The sequence below is a fragment of the Nitratireductor sp. genome (genome assembly GCF_017794765.1).
Lineage (GTDB): Bacteria > Pseudomonadota > Alphaproteobacteria > Rhizobiales > Rhizobiaceae > Nitratireductor.
The window spans coordinates 3056749-3073534 of sequence record NZ_CP051236.1 but is presented as its reverse complement, the minus strand read 5'-3'; the positions used below and the strand labels follow the sequence as shown (position 1 = coordinate 3073534).

Annotated in this window: 15 protein-coding genes; 10 read left to right on the top strand and 5 right to left on the bottom strand. The window is 60.9% G+C overall.

The features are described from left to right. The first annotated feature begins 23 nt into the window (after positions 1-23). From ftsZ to HF949_RS14535, 7 genes are all read left to right on the top strand, one after another. On the top strand, positions 24-1718 hold the full coding sequence (ftsZ, locus tag HF949_RS14565; RefSeq protein ID WP_292896426.1) for a cell division protein FtsZ: 1695 nt from the start codon (positions 24-26) through the stop codon (positions 1716-1718). Between the two features lie 275 nt (positions 1719-1993). After that, positions 1994-2932, top strand: coding sequence for a UDP-3-O-acyl-N-acetylglucosamine deacetylase (gene lpxC / locus HF949_RS14560; RefSeq protein WP_292896424.1), 939 nt, complete (start codon positions 1994-1996; stop codon positions 2930-2932). Positions 2933-3101: 169 nt separating this feature from the next. Then, a complete protein-coding gene (locus HF949_RS14555) occupies positions 3102-3944 on the top strand; it encodes an outer membrane protein assembly factor BamD (protein ID WP_292900218.1) in 843 nt (280 codons plus the stop codon). A gap of 8 nt (positions 3945-3952) precedes the next feature. Next, entirely contained in the window at positions 3953-5626 is a 1674-nt protein-coding gene (gene recN, locus HF949_RS14550) for a DNA repair protein RecN (protein ID WP_292896422.1), read from the top strand. Positions 5627-5751: 125 nt separating this feature from the next. Continuing rightward, positions 5752-7863, top strand: coding sequence for an NAD-dependent DNA ligase LigA (gene ligA / locus HF949_RS14545; protein WP_292896420.1), 2112 nt, complete (start codon positions 5752-5754; stop codon positions 7861-7863). A gap of 93 nt (positions 7864-7956) precedes the next feature. Then, complete coding sequence (locus tag HF949_RS14540) at positions 7957-8685, top strand: AzlC family ABC transporter permease (RefSeq protein WP_292896418.1); 729 nt, start codon at positions 7957-7959, stop codon at positions 8683-8685. After that, positions 8682-8984 (top strand): AzlD family protein, encoded by a 303-nt coding sequence (locus HF949_RS14535; protein WP_292896416.1) that lies wholly within the window; start codon positions 8682-8684, stop codon positions 8982-8984. Before HF949_RS14540 ends, HF949_RS14535 begins: the two co-directional genes overlap by 4 nt. A 6-nt stretch (positions 8985-8990) precedes the next feature. On the opposite strand, the gene HF949_RS14530 is transcribed toward HF949_RS14535, so the two are convergent. Then, on the bottom strand, positions 8991-10820 hold the full coding sequence (locus HF949_RS14530; RefSeq protein WP_292896414.1) for an aminopeptidase P family protein: 1830 nt from the start codon (positions 10818-10820) through the stop codon (positions 8991-8993). 230 nt (positions 10821-11050) lie between these two features. Between HF949_RS14530 and HF949_RS14525 the strand changes: the two genes are divergently transcribed. After that, positions 11051-11230: a hypothetical protein gene (locus tag HF949_RS14525; RefSeq protein WP_292896412.1), complete on the top strand. Its 180-nt coding sequence runs from the start codon at positions 11051-11053 to the stop codon at positions 11228-11230. Between the two features lie 77 nt (positions 11231-11307). Here HF949_RS14525 and HF949_RS14520 read toward each other — a convergent pair whose 3' ends face one another. From HF949_RS14520 to HF949_RS14510, 3 genes are read right to left on the bottom strand one after another with little or no spacing between them, the layout of a single operon-like run. Further along, the gene (locus tag HF949_RS14520; protein ID WP_292896410.1) at positions 11308-12180 is read right to left on the bottom strand and encodes a 50S ribosomal protein L11 methyltransferase; all 873 of its coding nucleotides are present in this window, start codon (positions 12178-12180) and stop codon (positions 11308-11310) included. Between the two features lie 12 nt (positions 12181-12192). After that, positions 12193-12771, bottom strand: a complete 579-nt coding sequence (locus HF949_RS14515; protein WP_292896408.1) for an SCO family protein — start codon at positions 12769-12771, stop codon at positions 12193-12195. Positions 12772-12808: 37 nt separating this feature from the next. Beyond that, positions 12809-12940, bottom strand: a complete 132-nt coding sequence (locus HF949_RS14510) for a hypothetical protein (RefSeq protein ID WP_292896406.1) — start codon at positions 12938-12940, stop codon at positions 12809-12811. Positions 12941-13223: 283 nt separating this feature from the next. Here HF949_RS14510 and HF949_RS14505 point away from each other — a divergent pair, with 283 nt between their 5' ends. Both HF949_RS14505 and HF949_RS14500 read left to right on the top strand, forming a co-directional pair. After that, positions 13224-13592, top strand: a complete 369-nt coding sequence (locus HF949_RS14505) for a DUF488 domain-containing protein (protein WP_292896405.1) — start codon at positions 13224-13226, stop codon at positions 13590-13592. A gap of 193 nt (positions 13593-13785) precedes the next feature. Continuing rightward, entirely contained in the window at positions 13786-14247 is a 462-nt protein-coding gene (locus HF949_RS14500; RefSeq protein WP_292896403.1) for a hypothetical protein, read from the top strand. Positions 14248-14283: 36 nt separating this feature from the next. On the opposite strand, the gene HF949_RS14495 is transcribed toward HF949_RS14500, so the two are convergent. Further along, a complete protein-coding gene (locus HF949_RS14495) occupies positions 14284-16782 on the bottom strand; it encodes an ATP-dependent helicase (RefSeq protein ID WP_292896401.1) in 2499 nt (832 codons plus the stop codon). Between the last annotated feature and the right edge of the window lie 4 nt (positions 16783-16786).

The following is a 16786-nucleotide window of genomic DNA, read 5'->3' as shown; positions in this document are numbered from 1 at the left end:
CAAAGGCGGAAAGGACGAGGACAATGACTATCAATCTGCAGAAGCCGGATATTACCGAGCTGAAGCCACGCATCACCGTGTTCGGTGTCGGAGGCGGGGGCGGAAACGCCGTCAACAACATGATCAATGCCGGCCTGCGTGGCGTCGAGTTCGTCGTCGCCAATACGGACGCACAGGCTCTGACCCAATCCAAGGCCGAACGCCTGATCCAGCTTGGTGCTGCCGTGACCGAGGGGCTGGGTGCCGGTTCGCAGCCCGAAGTTGGCAAAGCCGCCGCCGAAGAATGCATCGACGAGCTGGTCGATCACCTGTCCTCCACCCATATGTGCTTCGTGACCGCAGGCATGGGCGGCGGTACCGGCACCGGTGCTGCTCCCGTTGTGGCGCGCGCTGCCCGTGAGAAGGGTATTCTGACTGTCGGCGTCGTCACCAAGCCGTTCCATTTCGAAGGCCAGCGCCGCATGAAGACGGCGGAAGCCGGTATCGAGGAACTGCAGAAATGCGTCGATACGCTGATCGTCATTCCGAACCAGAACCTCTTCCGCATCGCCAATGACAAGACCACCTTCGCCGACGCTTTCGCGATGGCTGACCAGGTGCTCTATTCAGGCGTTGCCTGCATCACCGACCTGATGGTCAAGGAAGGCCTGATCAACCTCGACTTCGCCGACGTTCGCTCGGTGATGCGCGAGATGGGCAAGGCCATGATGGGCACGGGCGAGGCTTCCGGCGAAGGCCGTGCAATGGCCGCTGCCGAGGCGGCAATCGCCAATCCGTTGCTGGACGAGAGCTCCATGAAGGGTGCTCGCGGTCTTTTGATCTCGATCACCGGCGGCCGCGACCTGACACTGTTCGAGGTGGACGAGGCAGCTACCCGCATTCGCGAGGAGGTCGATCCGGACGCAAACATCATTCTCGGTGCGACGTTCGACGAAGATCTCGAAGGTGTGATCCGCGTTTCTGTGGTGGCGACAGGCATCGACAAGTCCGCTGCCGAGATTTCCGCTCCTGCTACGGCTACGCGTCCAATGCAGCAACCGCGAGCGATCGAGGCGCAGCGGCCGGCGGCCGCTTCCGTTGAACCGAAGCCGCAGCCTGCTGCCGATCCGGTGGCCGAGGCCATTCGCCAGGCTGAGCGTACAACGGCAGAGCCTGCCTCTGCGCCTGCAGTGGCTCCAGCAGCCTCTCAGGCTGCGCGACCGGCCATGAGCAATGGCGGTTTTCAGCCGCAAAGCTCGCTCTTTCGCAGTGCCCAGCCGGTACAGCCGGCTCCGCGAGCCGCTGCTCCGGCACCCAAGCCGGTCCAATCGGCACCGGTGGCCGAGCACCTCGAGCCGCAGCCCCAGATGCGGGTTCAGGAGGAACAGGTCTCCGCTCCCCGGATGCCCCGCGTTGAAGACTTCCCACCGGTGGTGAAAGCCGAGATGGAAGCGAAATCGCAGGAGCATGAAGATCGTGGCCCGATGGGGCTGATCAAGCGCCTTACCCACGGGCTTTCCCGCCGCGACGGCGATCAAGGTTATGCCGAGCAGCCCCGCGAACCCAAGCTGCGTCAGGCAGCGCCTCAGCCGCGTCGCGCGGCGGAAAGCGAAGGGCAGCTCTACGCACCGCGTCAGGGGCGGCTGGATGAGCATGGCCGACTCACCACACAGGCCCGGAACATCCAGGAAGAGGACCACCTGGAGATTCCCGCGTTTCTTCGCCGGCAAGCAAACTAGGCGAAAGACTCTGTTACAAACGTTTGATGGGGGGATGCGATGCATCCCCCTTTTCGTTAAAATTCAGTAAACAATTCAGAAAGTTATAAGACACTCGTGTTTTTCTTATGCCGTAACATGAAGTAAGAAAGCGTGATTTGGAGTCTGTATTCCGCAACATTATCTTGCGTTGCGAATAACGGTGGGGTGTGGGACGCATTTTGGGGGTGTCGTCCTGAAACGTTGGACAAGCCAGCGCTGAGAAGCGCGGCCTTGAAGAGCTCACGGGGACCATTTTGCTCGAATATCAGACGACACTCAAAGCACGCTGCTCACTTTCGGGTATTGGTGTCCATAGCGGCAAGCCTGTCTCCATTCATTTCTCCCCGGCCGAGGCCGACACCGGCATTGTCTTTCAGCGCATCGATGAGGACGGCACGGGCCGTGTGATTCGCGCACTTGCCTCGGAAGTTTGCCAGACCGATCTTTGCACTGCTCTTGGTGACGCGCGCGGCGAATCCGTCGCCACGGTTGAACACCTCATGGCCGCTCTCCTGGCTGTCGGGATCGACAATGTCGTCATTGAGATTGATGGCAGCGAGGTTCCTGTTCTCGACGGCAGTGCCATCGGCTTTGTGGATGCATTTGAGCAGGCCGGCATCGCCACACTTGCCGTCAAGCGCCGGTATATCCGTGTCGTGAAACCGGTGCGGATCGACAATGGCGGCTCCTGGGCGGAGTTTCGTCCCTATGACGGTACGCGCTTCGAGGTCGAAATCGATTTTGAGACGCCGGCAATCGGTCGCCAGTCGCTTGGCCTCGATCTGAATGCCGCGAATTTCCGTCAGGAAGTCGCGCGCGCGCGCACTTTCGGGTTCATCAAGGATGTCGAGCGCCTTTGGGCCGCTGGGTATGCGCTGGGTTCTTCGCTGGAAAACTCGGTCGTGATCGGTGAGGATCACAAGGTCATCAATATGGAAGGCCTTCGTTATCCCGATGAATTCGTGCGCCACAAGATGCTCGATGCGGTCGGCGACCTGGCTCTCGCCGGAGCCCGCTTCATCGGCTGCTTCCGTTCCTATCGGGGTGGCCACCGCCTCAATGCAGCGGCGCTGCGGCATCTTCTGACCGATCGCTCTGCCTATGAGATCGTCGAGACCACACGCCGTGAGCAGGGTCGTCGGGCCGAGATGGTTGCCGTAAGCGCGCCGGTTTACGCGCCCTGGATGCTCTGAACCCGGTTTTTGCTGCAAGAGCGAACGGGCTTTCCCGCTCAAACGCCACAAAATTGTACGATTGGCGGGCAATAGCGTTGCCGCGTGGCGGTCATTTGCTCTATGACTGCGTTCCGAAATTGATTTTCCGTTTGCGAGAGGCGAAATGCGTTCAACTTTTGTTGCCGGCATGACCAGGACAGGCAGGGCAGCCGTTACCACGGCTTCGGTGCTTGGTGTTTCGCTTCTTCTCGCTGCGTGCAATGCCGAGAAAGACCTGGATCTGTCGACGTATGTCGAGCAGACCGATCCGGCGGATGTGCTTTACAATCAGGGCCTGGCGAACATGAATGCCGGCCGTCTGAAGGAGGCCAGTGCCAAGTTCGAATCCATCGACCGGCAGCATCCCTATTCGGAATATGCCCGCAAGGCGATGGTGATGAACACATTCGCCAACTATCGGCAGGGCAAGTACGATGAGGCGATCAATGGCGGTAAACGCTATGTCGCCCTTTACCCGACCACGGAAGATGCGGCCTACGCACAGTATCTCGTGGGACTGAGTTATTTCCGCCAGATTCGCGACGTCACCCAGGATCAGCGTGAGGCGCGCCTGACGCTCGAAGCGATGGAAGAGGTTGTGCAGCGTTGGCCCGATTCAGAGTATGTCGAGGATGCGCAGGCCAAGATTCGCTTTGCCCGAGATCAGCTCGCCGGCAAGGAAATGCAGATCGGGCGCTATTATCTGGAGCGGCGTGAGTATGTTGCCGCGGTGCGTCGTTTCCGTGGTGTGGTTGAGAGTTATCCCAACACGCGCCATGTCGAGGAAGCGCTGGCACGCCTGACGGAAGCCTATTATGCGATGGGGCTCGTTTCGGAAGCGCAGACGGCTGCCGCTGTTCTTGGACACAACTTCCCGGACAGCGACTGGTATAAGGATTCCTATGCCCTTCTTCAGTCTGGCGGACTGGAACCGCGTGAGAACACCGGTTCGTGGATATCCAAGGCCGGGGCGGCGATTCTGGGCGGCTGACCCTAGCCATGCTGTCTCACCTGTCGATCCGCGATATCGTCCTGATTGAACGCCTCGACATGGATTTCTCCGGGGGGCTCTCCGTGCTCACCGGTGAAACCGGCGCCGGCAAATCCATTCTTCTCGATTCCCTCTCGCTGGCGCTTGGCGGGCGTGGCGATGCGTCACTGGTGCGCCATGGTGCGGATCAGGGACAGGTGATCGCCGTTTTCGACCTGCCGGCCTCGCACCCCGTGCGGGCCCTGCTTGCAGAAAACGCAATAGACGATGAGGGTGACATCATCCTGCGCCGCGTGCAGAGCGCTGACGGGCGCACGCGGGTTTTCATCAACGACCAGCCCTCCAGCGTGGCGCTGATGCGCCAGGTGGGACGTCAGCTTGTGGAAATTCATGGCCAGCACGACGAGCGTGCGCTGGTGGATGCGGGCATCCACCGCGAACTCCTCGATGCGTTTGGCGGGCATGGCGAGGCTGTCGCGCGGGTGCGGCTTGCATGGCGGGATCTGCGCAAATGCGAACAGGAGCTGGCGCGGCACAGGGCGCGTGTGGAGGCGGCCGCACGGGAGGCCGATTTTCTAAGAGCCTCGGTGGAGGAGCTTTCCAAGCTCGATCCACGGCCTGATGAGGAAGCGGTGCTGGCTGAGGAGCGCGCCGGCATGATGCGCGCCGAAAAGATCGCCAGTGATATTTCCGACGCACAGGAGGTGCTTTCGGGCAACGCTTCGCCCGTGTCACAGCTTTCCGGCCTCCTGCGCCGCCTGCAGCGTAAGGCGCAGGATGCACCGGGCCTGCTGGATGGCATCATCGAGCCGCTCGATTCAGCGCTTCTCTCGCTGGATGCCGCGCAATCTGCGGTGGATGAGGCAATGCGGGCGACGGAGTTCGATCCGCAACGTCTGGAAGATACGGAAGAACGGCTTTTTGCGCTGCGCGCCGTTGCCCGCAAGCACAATGTGCAGGTCGACGATCTCGCCGAACTGTGTGCCCGTATGGTGGGTGATCTGGATGAGCTGGATGCCGGCGAGGAGCGTCTGGCGGCGCTGGAGCAGCAAGCCAAGGCAGCGGTGGAGACCTATGACGCTGCGGCAACGGAGCTTTCCCAAGTGCGTCGGGAGACGGCGGCCTCACTCAGCAGGGCGGTGATGGCCGAACTGCCGGCGCTGAAACTGGAACGGGCCGAATTCATCGTCGAGATTGCCACGGAGGCGGATGACCGCGGTGAAGATGGCATCGATCACGTGGAGTTCTGGGTGCGCACCAACCCCGGAACGCGGGCCGGCCCGATGATGAAGGTCGCCTCCGGTGGTGAGCTTTCACGCTTTCTTCTGGCGCTCAAGGTGGTGCTGGCTGATCGTGGATCGGCACCGACGCTCGTGTTTGACGAGATCGACACGGGCGTGGGTGGCGCGGTTGCGGACGCCATCGGCCAGCGTCTTGCGCGGCTCGCCGAGCGTATCCAGGTGCTTTCGGTGACGCACGCCCCCCAGGTGGCCGCGCGTGCGGGGACACATTATCTGATAGCCAAGAGCGGCGACACCGACCGGGTCGCGACCGGGGTTTCGGTCATGGATACGGATGCGCGCCAGGAAGAGATCGCCCGGATGCTGGCCGGCGCCACCGTGACCGACGAGGCGCGCGCCGCCGCCCAGCGCCTCTTGCAGGGAAGCAGAGCCGCTTCCTGACGGGTTTCTGTTCACGGTCCGGTGGCTGGCCTTGTCAGCAGGGATGAGCCACGTAAAAAGACGACTGCAAAAACCGTGCGCAGATCGACTACACTGCGTTCCAGTTCACATCCGGATAGACTGTCATGCCCAAAGCCAAGCAAGCCGTTGATACATTGACGGAGGCCCAAGCCAGGGACGAGCTGGAAAAGCTTGCCCGGGAGATCGAAGAGCATGACAGGCGCTATCACGGGGAAGACGCGCCAACGATTTCGGATGCGGAGTATGATGCGCTGCGGCGGCGCAATCTGGCCATCGAGCAGCGCTTTCCGGAGCTCGTGCGGGCGGATTCGCCCTCGCGCCGTGTGGGCGCGCCTGTCTCGGAGAAATTTGAGAAGGTGCGGCACAAGGTGCCGATGCTTTCACTCGACAATGCGTTTTCCGATGAGGATGTGGTCGATTTTGTCGGGCGCATACGCCGCTATCTGAAGCTCGACACCGATGCGCCGGTGGCGATGACGGCCGAGCCCAAGATCGACGGTCTTTCACTTTCGCTGCGCTATGAGAACGGGCGTCTTGTCTCGGCCGCCACCCGTGGCGACGGGCAGGAGGGGGAGAACGTCACCGCCAATGCGCGCGTGGTGACGGACATTCCAAATGTGCTCGACGGGGACCCGCCGGAGGTGATTGAGGTGCGCGGCGAGGTCTACATGACCCATGCCGATTTCTTTGCGCTCAACAAGCGCCAGGAGGAGGCCGGCAAGCAGACCTATGTGAACCCGCGCAACACGGCGGCGGGCTCACTGCGCCAGCTCGATTCCTCGGTGACGGCGGCGCGGCCGCTCAAGTTCTTCGCCTATGCCTGGGGTGAGGTTTCCGACATGCCCGCAGACACGCAGACGGGCATGGTGGCGGCGCTGGAAGCCTATGGCTTTCGCGTCAACGAGCTGATGAAGCGCTGCGAGAGTGCGGAGGCACTTCTGGCGCAATACCGTCTGATCGAGGAAAAGCGGGCGACGCTTCCCTATGACATCGACGGTGTGGTCTACAAGGTGGACGATCTGGCGCTGCAGCAGCGGCTGGGCTTTGTATCACGCAGCCCGCGCTGGGCGATTGCCCACAAATTTCCGGCCGAAAAGGCCACGACCATCCTGAACGGCATCGACATTCAGGTGGGACGCACGGGCGCGCTGACGCCCGTTGCCCGGCTCGAACCCGTGACCGTTGGCGGTGTGGTGGTGACCAATGCGACGCTCCACAATGCCGAGGAAATCGAGCGGCTGGGGGTGATGATCGGCGACACGGTGACGGTGCAGCGCGCCGGCGATGTGATCCCGCAGATACTCGGTGTGATCGAGGAGAAGCGACCGAAGGATGCGCAGGCGTTCGAATTTCCGAGCCTGTGTCCGTGTGAACTGAAGACGCCGGTGGTGCGCGAGGGGATTGGTTCGGGCGCGGAGGGTGTGGTGCGCCGCTGTTCGGGCGAATTTGCCTGCCCGTTTCAGAGGGTCGAGCATTTGCGGCACTTCGTGTCACGGCGCGCCTTCGACATTGACGGGCTGGGCGAGAAGCAGATCGAGTTCTTCTTCAACGATCCCGATCTGCCGGTGAAGGCGCCGGGCGACATTTTCACGCTTGCAAGGCGCGATGGCGATAATCTGAAAAAGCTGAAGGACAAGGAAGGCTGGGGCGCGACCTCGGCCGCCAATCTGTTTGCGGCGATCGAGGCGCGGCGCTCCATCGCGCTGGAGCGGGTCATCTATGCGCTTGGCATTCGCCATGTGGGCGAACAGACGGCCAAGACGCTGGCGCGGGCTTACGGCTCGTGGCAGGAGTTTCACGATGCCGTTCTGGCGGTCGCCGATGGCGATGCGCAGGCGCGCGAGGAAATGGACGCGCTCGACGATATCGGCGATGCGGTGATCGATTCGCTGGCGCATTACTTCGGCGAGGAACATAACCGCGAACTGGTCGAGGCACTGGCGAGCGAAATCGATGTGCAGGAGGCGGAACGGCCGACGATGGATTCGCCGGTTGCCGGCCAGACCATCGTGTTCACCGGTGCGCTGGAACGAATGTCACGCGATGAAGCCAAGGCCATGGCCGAGCGGCTGGGCGCGAAGGTGGCGGGCTCCGTCTCCAAGAAGACGGACCTGGTGGTCGCGGGGCCGGGGGCGGGCTCGAAGCTCAAGAAAGCTGCGGATCTGGGTATCGAAGTGATCGACGAAGATACCTGGTTTGAAAGGGTGGGCGGGTAAGCAATCCCTGTCATCCGCTTTGATGCGTGGCTCAATGGAATTCATATGACTGGTCAGCCTTGTTGACCTAAGATCAGGTCCTCTGGAGGATTCATGACAGCCGACATTGCCAAGGACAGCGCGCGCCCGCGCGATTTTGCGCAAGGGGTGCGCGACAGCGTGCCCGTGGTGGTTGCGGCAATGCCGTTCGGGCTGCTGTTTGGCGCACTGGCGGTGGAGAACAATTTTTCGGTTTTCGAGGCCGTGCTTATGAGCGCCACGATTTTCGCCGGTGCGAGTCAGATGGTCGGGATCGACCTGTTCGGGCAGAAAGTGGCTCCGTGGCTGATCGTTCTCTCGATCCTTGCGGTGAATTTTCGGCATGTTCTTTATTCCGCAACCACGGGGCGGCGGATCGCGCATTGGGGGCCTGTCCAGCGGTTGCTCGGATTCTTCATGCTGGTCGACCCGATGTTCGCTGAGGCCGAGCGGCGTGGCGAGACGCATGGAACCGTATCCTTCGGCTGGTATATGGGAGCGGCGCTGCCGCTTTACATTTGCTGGATTGCCGAAGCCTGGCTCGGCGCATTGTTCGGTAATCTGGTTCCCGATCCACATGCGCTGGGCATCGATTTTCTGCTGCCAATCTATTTTCTGGGTCTGGTCATGAGTTTCCGCAAGCGCTCCTTCTGGCTCCCGGTGGTGCTTATGAGCGCGGCTGTTTCCATGCTGGCTTATCGCACTGTCGGCTCACCCTGGCATGTTTCCATCGGCGCCATCGCCGGTGTTGCTCTGGCGGCGATCATGGCGCCGGACGCGCGCAAAGGCAGGCAAGCGCGATGAGCACCACGGTCTGGATCATTCTTGCCGGTGCCGTGCTAACTTTCCTGACGCGCATCGGCGGCCACATGGTGCTATCCCGCTTCGAGCGTATTCACCCGCGTGTGGAAGCGGGGCTGAATGCCGTGCCCGCCGCCGTTCTGACCACGCTGGTCGCGCCGGCTGCCATGAATGGCGGGATCCCTGAAATCGCTGCTCTGACGGTCGGCGTGGTGGTTTCGCTCGTTGCCGGTGGGATGATGCCGATGTTCCTCTCCTCGGCGGCGGTGCTTATCCTGCTCCGCCACCTGATCGGCCAATAAGAGCCCTTAACGGAGAGGGGCGGTCGCTTTTTCGAGCCAGCCAAGGGTTTCGCCGTCGAGCAACGGCGTCAGGTTTTCGCGAACGCGATCATGATAGGCATCAAGCCAGGCACGCTCGCTGGAGGAGAGGAGGGCCGTGTCGATCAGACGGCGGTCGAACGGGCAGAGCGTCAGTGTCTCGAAACCATGCATGTCGATGTCTCCGCCAGCGATAGCGGTCGTTGGTTCCACGACGATCAGGTTTTCTAGCCTGATGCCATAGCCGCCAGGCTTGTAGTAGCCGGGTTCATTGGACAGGATCATGCCCGCTTCCAGAACCTGCGTTCCGGTTTTGGCGATGCGCTGCGGTCCTTCATGGACGGCGAGATAGGATCCGACGCCGTGACCGGTGCCATGGGCATAGTCGAGACCGGCCTGCCACAGGGCGTGGCGTGCGAACGGGTCAAGATCCATACCACGTGTGCCTTTGGGAAAGCGTGTTGCGGAGAGCGCGATCAGTCCCTTTAAAACACGCGTGTAGCGTTCCCGCATCTCATCACTGGGACGACCGATAATGATGGTCCGGGTAATATCGGTGGTTCCATCGTCATACTGCGCGCCGGAATCGACGAGATAGAGCTCATCTGCCCTCAGGGTGCGATTGGTCTTTGTTGTCACGCGATAGTGGATTATCGCGCCGTTGGGGCCAGCACCGGAGATCGTGTCGAAGGAGATGTCGCGAAGGGGCATCTGCAGGCTCTGGCCTGTCTCTGTACGGCTCTCCTCCAGCTTTCGCACAGCGCTGATCTCGTCGACCGTGCCCGGTTCCTGCCGGTCGAGCCAGGCGAGGAAGCGTACCATGGCGACACCATCCCTGAGATGGGCAGATCGAGCGCCTTCCAGCTCGGTGGGGTTTTTAATGGCCCGAGGAAGCCGGGCCGGATCGTCAAGATCCGCGATGCGGCCGCCAGCCTCCTCCACAACCAGCCGCAGCCGCTCGGCTGCGAGCGATGGATCGAGGCCGATCGAACCCGGGTTTCCGGCCAAAGCCGAGAGTTCCGCTTCCAGCGTTGAAGGTGCTTTCAGATCTGCGAGCTGGGTCAGATAGGCTTCGGTTTCGCGGTTGAGCTTGCGCCTGTCGAGGAACAGCGAGGGCCGCCCTTCGGCCACGATTGTGGCAAAGCCGAGGGCCAGTGGTGTATGGGGCACGTCCTGCCCGCGAATGTTGAATGTCCAGGCAATCGATGAGGGATCGGTAAGGACAGAACATGCAGCGCCGGCCTCGCCGATGGCTTTTGCAATGCGGTCGAGCTTTGAGGTGGCGCGTTCTCCAGCATGGTCTTTCGGATGGATACGGGCCTGCGCCAGTGGCGGGGAAGGGCGATCTTCCCAAATCCCATCGACCAGATTGTCGTCGGTGGGCACGAGCTCGATGCCGCGCGCTTCGGCCTTGCCACGGAGAGCGCGAAGCTCTGCAATGGTGTGCAGCCATGGATCAAAACCGATGCGGCAGCCGGTCTTCGCGTTTCTGGCGATCCATTCGCGCGGCGGATTGTCGATCAGGCTCTCTATGGTGAAAATCGACGGGTCCGTCTGTTCAGCGGCCTGAAGTGTGTAGCGACCATCGACGAAGAGAATGGCGCGATCTTTGAGGATCAGGGCTGTGCCCGCCGATCCGGTGAAGCCAGTCAGCCAGGCGAGCCGCTCGGATGAGGGAGCGACATATTCGCCCTGATGCTCGTCTGCACGGGGAACGAGATAGCCGTCCAGATTTGCTTTCGCCATTGCATCACGGAGACGTCTGACGCGGGCGATGCCCTGGCTGGGGTCGGCGGTAACATCGAAAGATTGAAACATGGAGCCTTGCCGCTTGGTCTGAAAAATCGAGCCGAACCTATAGCATGGCTGAGAAAAGCGGAACGGGCCCCGACAAAGGAATATCTCTGCCGCGCTGCACAATCGATTTGTTGCAATGCAAAATAAGATGGTAGCCATGCGCAAACGGCGCTGGTTGAGAGGGCTCTTCAGGCCTATCTTGAGACCATGAGCAACGGAGCTTTCGTTGCAAGAATTCAAGGAGAAATCAGATGGCCCAAAAGCGTGGCTTTTTCCGTGGCGCATTCGACGCGCTGATCGAAGCCCGTCAGAAGCAGGTCCGGAGCTATGTGAACGGCGCGCTTCTGATGCTGGACGACGAAACACTGCGTGCACACGGATACAACCGTGACGAACTGAAGCGCAACCGCAGCGTTTCCCACATGTTCTGATCCGCTTTAAAGAGCGTTGATTCAAACCCCGGAAGCCCAGCTTTCGGGGTTTTTGCTTGTCGGAGGCCCGCGCTCACTCAGCGTTTCATGTGGATTGTGACCCAGCCTTCCCGCGCCTGAGTGCGCACATGGCGGAACCCCTGTCCGCCATAAGCGGCAACGACTGCCCGCCTCTGCCGCTCGAGAATGCCCGACAGGACAAGTGAACCACCCGGAGTTATGTGATTTGCCATCGCGGGAGCCAAAGCCATGAGCGGACGGGCAAGAATGTTCGCGACGATGAGGTCGAAGGGCTTCCTGCGGGCAAAGACAGCGTGATGAAAGCCGGGCGCGGTGTGCGTCTCGACCAGATCAGCGACGCGGTTGAGGCGGACGTTTGACGCGGCCACTTCTGTGGCGATGGGGTCAATGTCGGTTGCCAGAACCGGAATACGGGCGGCCCTTGCAATTGCGATGGCCAGCACGGCACTACCGGTGCCCAGATCCAGCGCATTGCGCGGGTGCTCGCTTTTCAGAATGTTGGCAAGCGCGCACAGACAGCCGGCCGTGGTGCCATGATGACCGGTGCCGAAAGCGAGGCCGGCATCGATCTCTATGGCGATGTCGCCGATACGCTGCAAATGCCGGTCGTGGCTTCCGTGGACCAGAAAACGGCCCACACGGACCGGGCGTAGGCCTTCTAGCGAGTGGCTGACCCAGTCTATCTCCGGAACCTCTTCCCGCTCGAGCGGGGGGAGAGGGGAAACATCCGAGAGGCTTTCCAGCACCCGTTGTTCAAGTTTGTCGGCGTCCTCCTCGGTATAAATAGATATCTGGAAGATGCCACTGTCTTCCTCGGGCTCGAAAATACTGATCGGCAGCCCATCATCCTCAAAATGCGTGTCGAGAATTGAAAAAATCGTTTCGGCCTGCTCGCGCGGCGCCGTCAGGTAAAGTCGTGTCTGGCCCATGAATTTCCGATGTCAGGTTTCGTTTGCCAGACGCTTCAGCTTGGCGATGGCAGTTTCACTGTTTTCTTCATAGGCGATCGTGCCAAAAAAGTCGCCATCGCTGTCGAGCAGAAGGATCGAAGCAGTGTGATCCATCGTGTAATCACCGTCTTCAAGCTCGACCTTGCGTACATAGATCGAAAAGCCTTTGGCCATGGCGGCGACCTCTTCGGGGTCGCCGGTGATGCCGGTGATACGGTCCGAGAAATTCGACAGGTAGGTCTTCATGACCTCGGGAGTATCGCGCTCCGGGTCAATGGAGACGAAATAGGGTTTGATGTCGGCGGCTTCATCTCCCAGTTGCTCGAGATAACCGTCAAGCTCGAACAGGGTGGTAGGGCATACTTCCGGGCAATGGGTGAAGCCAAAGAAGACGACTCTGGGTCCGCCTTTGAATGCGGCTTCCGTGATGGTGTTGCCATCCTGATCGACGAGTTCGAACGGGACGCCGAAGGCTTCGCCCGAATTCTGCTGCTGGTACCACTGAAACGTGAGAAGGCCGACGCCGACGGCCATGACCGCCAGGATGCCGATGAGAATGGATCGCATCATTGATGTTTACCTGAAACGAGAATGCTGGAAGGCAGCGTCAAAAGCACCAGGACAACCCGGATTCGACGAGTGCAAGGAAAATCCCGGCCCCGTTTTCCAGCCACATGGCGAAGGCCAGCCCGGTGAACGCGGCCAAAAGCAGCGTCGCCACGCCCAACTTGAACCACATGGCTGTGTGCCCTGAGTGCTCTGTTTTCATACCCCATAATAGGCGCAAGTTCGGGCTTCGCGCAAAGCCTCATCTTGTCGCAAGTGGGAGCGGGCCTGAAAGCAACCTCCCGCCGCCTGGAGGCCGACGGGAGGTTCAGGGTTGAGGTTAAGTTGCCATAACGGCTATGGGGACGGGTCAACCCCACATATGCACTTTAACGATATATGGTTTGGAAATGATTGGCGCGGGCTTCAATCAGTGCGTGTAATCGATAGCATCGAGTGGCTGCGGGAGGTTTGCCATGGCGAATGCCGATATTCGGGTAAAGCGGATATATGACCCCGTAGGGGGCAATGACGGGAAGCGAATCCTCATTGACAGACTATGGCCTCGTGGCATGAGCAAGACGCGCGCGGCACTCGATGCGTGGCTGCCTGATATCGGGCCGAGCCATGAGTTGCGCAAGTGGTATGCGCACAGACCCGAGCGCTGGAGCGAATTCTGCGAGCGATATCGGGAGGAACTGGCCCGTCGGACTGAGCTTTTGCAGGAACTGATGGAAGCGGCGGAGGAGGGGCCTTTGACATTGCTGTTTTCCGCAACGAATCGCGATCGCAACCAGGCTGTGGTCGTTCGCCAGCTGTTGCAGGAAAAAAGCGATTCGCGTTGAAACCTGACCTCAACCACTGATTGTTTCTGCCCTGATAGGGCATGGAAAGCGGGAAATCAGGGGACGAGCCTACGCGGCGTAGGCGTTTAGCCTATACAGCCCTGTCGCGCTCTTGACTTACTGAATACTTATAGAGACATATGTGCGCGTTTCACCTGTTTATGGTGGTAATTACGGTGTTGGGGCGGATTTTATGATCAAGGATTTCGACAAGCTCAAGCAGCAGCTCAACGAGCTTTCGGAGGCAGTGAACAAGTTTGAGTCGGAAGCCGTGCAGTTGCGTGTGGTTGAACTGGTACTGGGCCAGAACGATGCTCGACCCGGCGGGTTTTCCGAGGGGGGGATCAACGACTTCATCGCCGGTCCCGGCATGATGAATGTCGTGCGCAGCACGCCTCGCCCCGGTCGACGCAAGACAACCACTGACAGTGCCAAGGGCGCCGTGGCTGCCTTGAACGATCTGCTTGAGAGCGACTTTTTCGATACCCCCCGAACCATCGGCGATATTGTTGCTCGCTGCCAGGAGACATTCGGCATGCGCTACAAGTCGAATGCCTTTTCAGGACCGCTCTCGCGCCATGCGCGCACGGGCGTCTTGTCGCGGGAGAAGAATGCCGACGGCAAGTTCGTTTACGTCAAGCCGGGGACTGACTGAGCGCGGAGGCAGGATCGACCGCTGCGCGGTGCGAGGCTAGACCCGTTCGACAAAGCCATCAAGTACGCGCTTCTGGCCTGCCTTGTCGAAATCGATGGTGAGCTTGTTGCCCTCGATCGCCGAGACGTTGCCATTGCCGAATTTGAGGTGGAACACCCGGTCACCGACCTTGAAGGCAGAGGGCGTGTCGGACACGGATTTGGCGACAAGTTCGCCTTCGATCACGCGCCCCTTGACCGAGCCGCGGCCTGCGCCATAGCCCGAATCCGCCTCGCCATAGCCGATGCGCTCCACCTGATGGCCGGAGCGGTTGCCCCAGTTGCGGGTGGTTGCTTCAGTCCTGTTTTTCTGCGCGCGCTGCCAGCCGGGCGTGGCATAGCTGTTTGAAAAGGCAGGCTGATCGTCGAAGCGGGATTTGCCATAGGGGTTGGGCCGGCCGGGCTGGCCGGCGGAATAGCCGCCATAGCTGTTGCTTTCCTCGGCCACATCCACATGCGCTTCGGGCAGCTCGTCGAGGAAGCGTGAGGGGATGGTCGACTGCCACAGGCCGTGAATGCGCCGGTTGGAAGCAAACCAGATGTGCAGGTTCTTCTTTGCGCGGGTGAGGCCGACATAGGCCAGGCGCCGCTCTTCTTCGAGGCCCGAGCGGCCACCCTCGTCGAGCGCGCGCTGGTGAGGGAAGAGGCCTTCCTCCCAGCCGGGCAGGAACACGGTGGGGAATTCGAGACCCTTGGCGGAATGAAGCGTCATCAGGCTGACGGCGTCGAGTTCCTCGTCGCGTTCGGCATCCATGACGAGCGCGACATGTTCGAGAAAGCCGCGCAGACTGTCATAGTCCTCCATGGAGCGGATCAGCTCCTTGAGGTTTTCAAGCCTGCCGGGTGCCTCGGCGGAGCGGTCGTTCTTCCACATGTCCGTATAGCCGGACTCTTCAAGGATGATCTCGGCAAGTTCGGTGTGGGGCGTGCGGTCGAGCATGCCCTGCCAGCGTTCGATATTGTCGACGAGCGTGCGCAGCGAGGCGCGCGGCTTGGGCTTCATTTCCTCGGTGCCGACGAGATCGCGCGCGGCCTGCAGGAGCGTTGCCTCACGCATGCGGGAGACATCGTGGATCTGGCGGACGCTGGCTTCGCCCAATCCACGCTTGGGTGTGTTGACGATACGCTCGAAGGCGAGATCGTCGGCGGCCTGCGCGACGATGCGGAAATAGGCCATGGCGTCGCGGATTTCCATGCGCTCGTAGAAGCGGGGTCCGCCGATGACGCGGTAATTGAGGCCCAGCGTGACGAAACGGTCTTCGAATTCGCGCATCTGGAAGGAGGCACGGACCAGGATGGCGATGTCGTTCAGCGCGTGGCCCTTGGCCTGAAGCGCTTCGATTTCCTCGCCGACGGCGCGGGCTTCCTCTTCCGAATCCCATGCGGCATGGACTTTTACCTTGGGATCGTCGGGATCGGACTGTTCGGTGAAAAGCGTTTTGCCGAGCCGCCCCTCATTGTGGGCGATGAGGTGGGAGGCGGCGCCCAGAATATGCGCGGTGGAGCGGTAATTACGCTCCAGCCGGATGACGGCGGCACCGGGAAAATCCTTCTCGAAACGCAGGATGTTGTCCACCTCGGCACCGCGCCAGCCATAGATGGACTGGTCGTCATCGCCCACACAGCAGATGTTGACGGGTTCGGTGCTCTTCGGCCGCTGAGCCAGAAGCCTGAGCCACATATACTGCGCGGTGTTGGTGTCCTGATACTCGTCGACGAGAATGTAGCGGAACTTTCGATGATAGTCGGCAAGCACATCCGGATTGTCGCGCAGAATGCGGATCGGATGGCACAGGAGATCGCCGAAATCGACGGCGTTGAGCGTCTTCAGCCGATCCTGATAGGCGGCGTAGAGTTCACGGCCCTTGCCATTGGCAAAGGCGCGGGCGTCGCCCTCGGGAATTTCCCTGGGTGCGAGCCCCTTGTTTTTCCAGCCATCGACCATCTGCGCGAACTGGCGCGGCGGCCAGCGCTTGTCGTCGAGACCTTCGGCCTGGATGATCTGCTTCATGAGGCGGATCTGGTCATCGGTGTCGAGAATGGTGAAGGAGCTTTTCAGTCCCGCCAGCTCTGCATGCTTGCGCAGGATCTTGACGCCGATGGAGTGGAACGTGCCGAGCCAGGGCATGCCCTCGATGGCCTCGCCGACCAGGGTGCCAATGCGCATCTTCATCTCGCGCGCGGCCTTGTTGGTGAAGGTCACGGCGAGGATCTGCGAGGGATAGGCGCGGCCCGATGCGAGGATATGCGCGATGCGGGTGGTCAGTACGCGCGTCTTGCCGGTGCCGGCGCCGGCGAGCACCAGGACGGGTCCTTCGGTGGTCTCCACGGCAAGCCGCTGCTCGGGATTGAGCGCATTGAGATAGCGTGTGTCAGGACCACCCGTGCGCGCCGCCATGGCACGCGCTGCAATGCCGGAAGGCTTTTGCGCAGCCGGGGGAGGCGGGGTCGGGTCGTCCTCATCGAAGAACGGAATATCGTCAGGAAAGCCGGACATCGGA

Bases quoted from the DNA above. Each gene is read 5' to 3' on its own strand.
- ftsZ (WP_292896426.1), top strand. From the start codon at position 24: ATGACTATCAATCTGCAGAAGCCGGATATTACCGAGCTGAAGCCACGC.
- HF949_RS14555 (WP_292900218.1), top strand. From the start codon at position 3,102: ATGACCAGGACAGGCAGGGCAGCCGTTACCACGGCTTCGGTGCTTGGT.
- recN (WP_292896422.1), top strand. From the start codon at position 3,953: ATGCTGTCTCACCTGTCGATCCGCGATATCGTCCTGATTGAACGCCTC.
- ligA (WP_292896420.1), top strand. From the start codon at position 5,752: ATGCCCAAAGCCAAGCAAGCCGTTGATACATTGACGGAGGCCCAAGCC.
- HF949_RS14540 (WP_292896418.1), top strand. From the start codon at position 7,957: ATGACAGCCGACATTGCCAAGGACAGCGCGCGCCCGCGCGATTTTGCG.
- HF949_RS14535 (WP_292896416.1), top strand. From the start codon at position 8,682: ATGAGCACCACGGTCTGGATCATTCTTGCCGGTGCCGTGCTAACTTTC.
- HF949_RS14530 (WP_292896414.1), bottom strand. From the start codon at position 10,820: ATGTTTCAATCTTTCGATGTTACCGCCGACCCCAGCCAGGGCATCGCC.
- HF949_RS14525 (WP_292896412.1), top strand. From the start codon at position 11,051: ATGGCCCAAAAGCGTGGCTTTTTCCGTGGCGCATTCGACGCGCTGATC.
- HF949_RS14520 (WP_292896410.1), bottom strand. From the start codon at position 12,180: ATGGGCCAGACACGACTTTACCTGACGGCGCCGCGCGAGCAGGCCGAA.
- HF949_RS14515 (WP_292896408.1), bottom strand. From the start codon at position 12,771: ATGATGCGATCCATTCTCATCGGCATCCTGGCGGTCATGGCCGTCGGC.
- HF949_RS14510 (WP_292896406.1), bottom strand. From the start codon at position 12,940: ATGTGGTTCAAGTTGGGCGTGGCGACGCTGCTTTTGGCCGCGTTCACC.
- HF949_RS14505 (WP_292896405.1), top strand. From the start codon at position 13,224: ATGGCGAATGCCGATATTCGGGTAAAGCGGATATATGACCCCGTAGGG.
- HF949_RS14500 (WP_292896403.1), top strand. From the start codon at position 13,786: ATGATCAAGGATTTCGACAAGCTCAAGCAGCAGCTCAACGAGCTTTCG.
- HF949_RS14495 (WP_292896401.1), bottom strand. From the start codon at position 16,782: ATGTCCGGCTTTCCTGACGATATTCCGTTCTTCGATGAGGACGACCCG.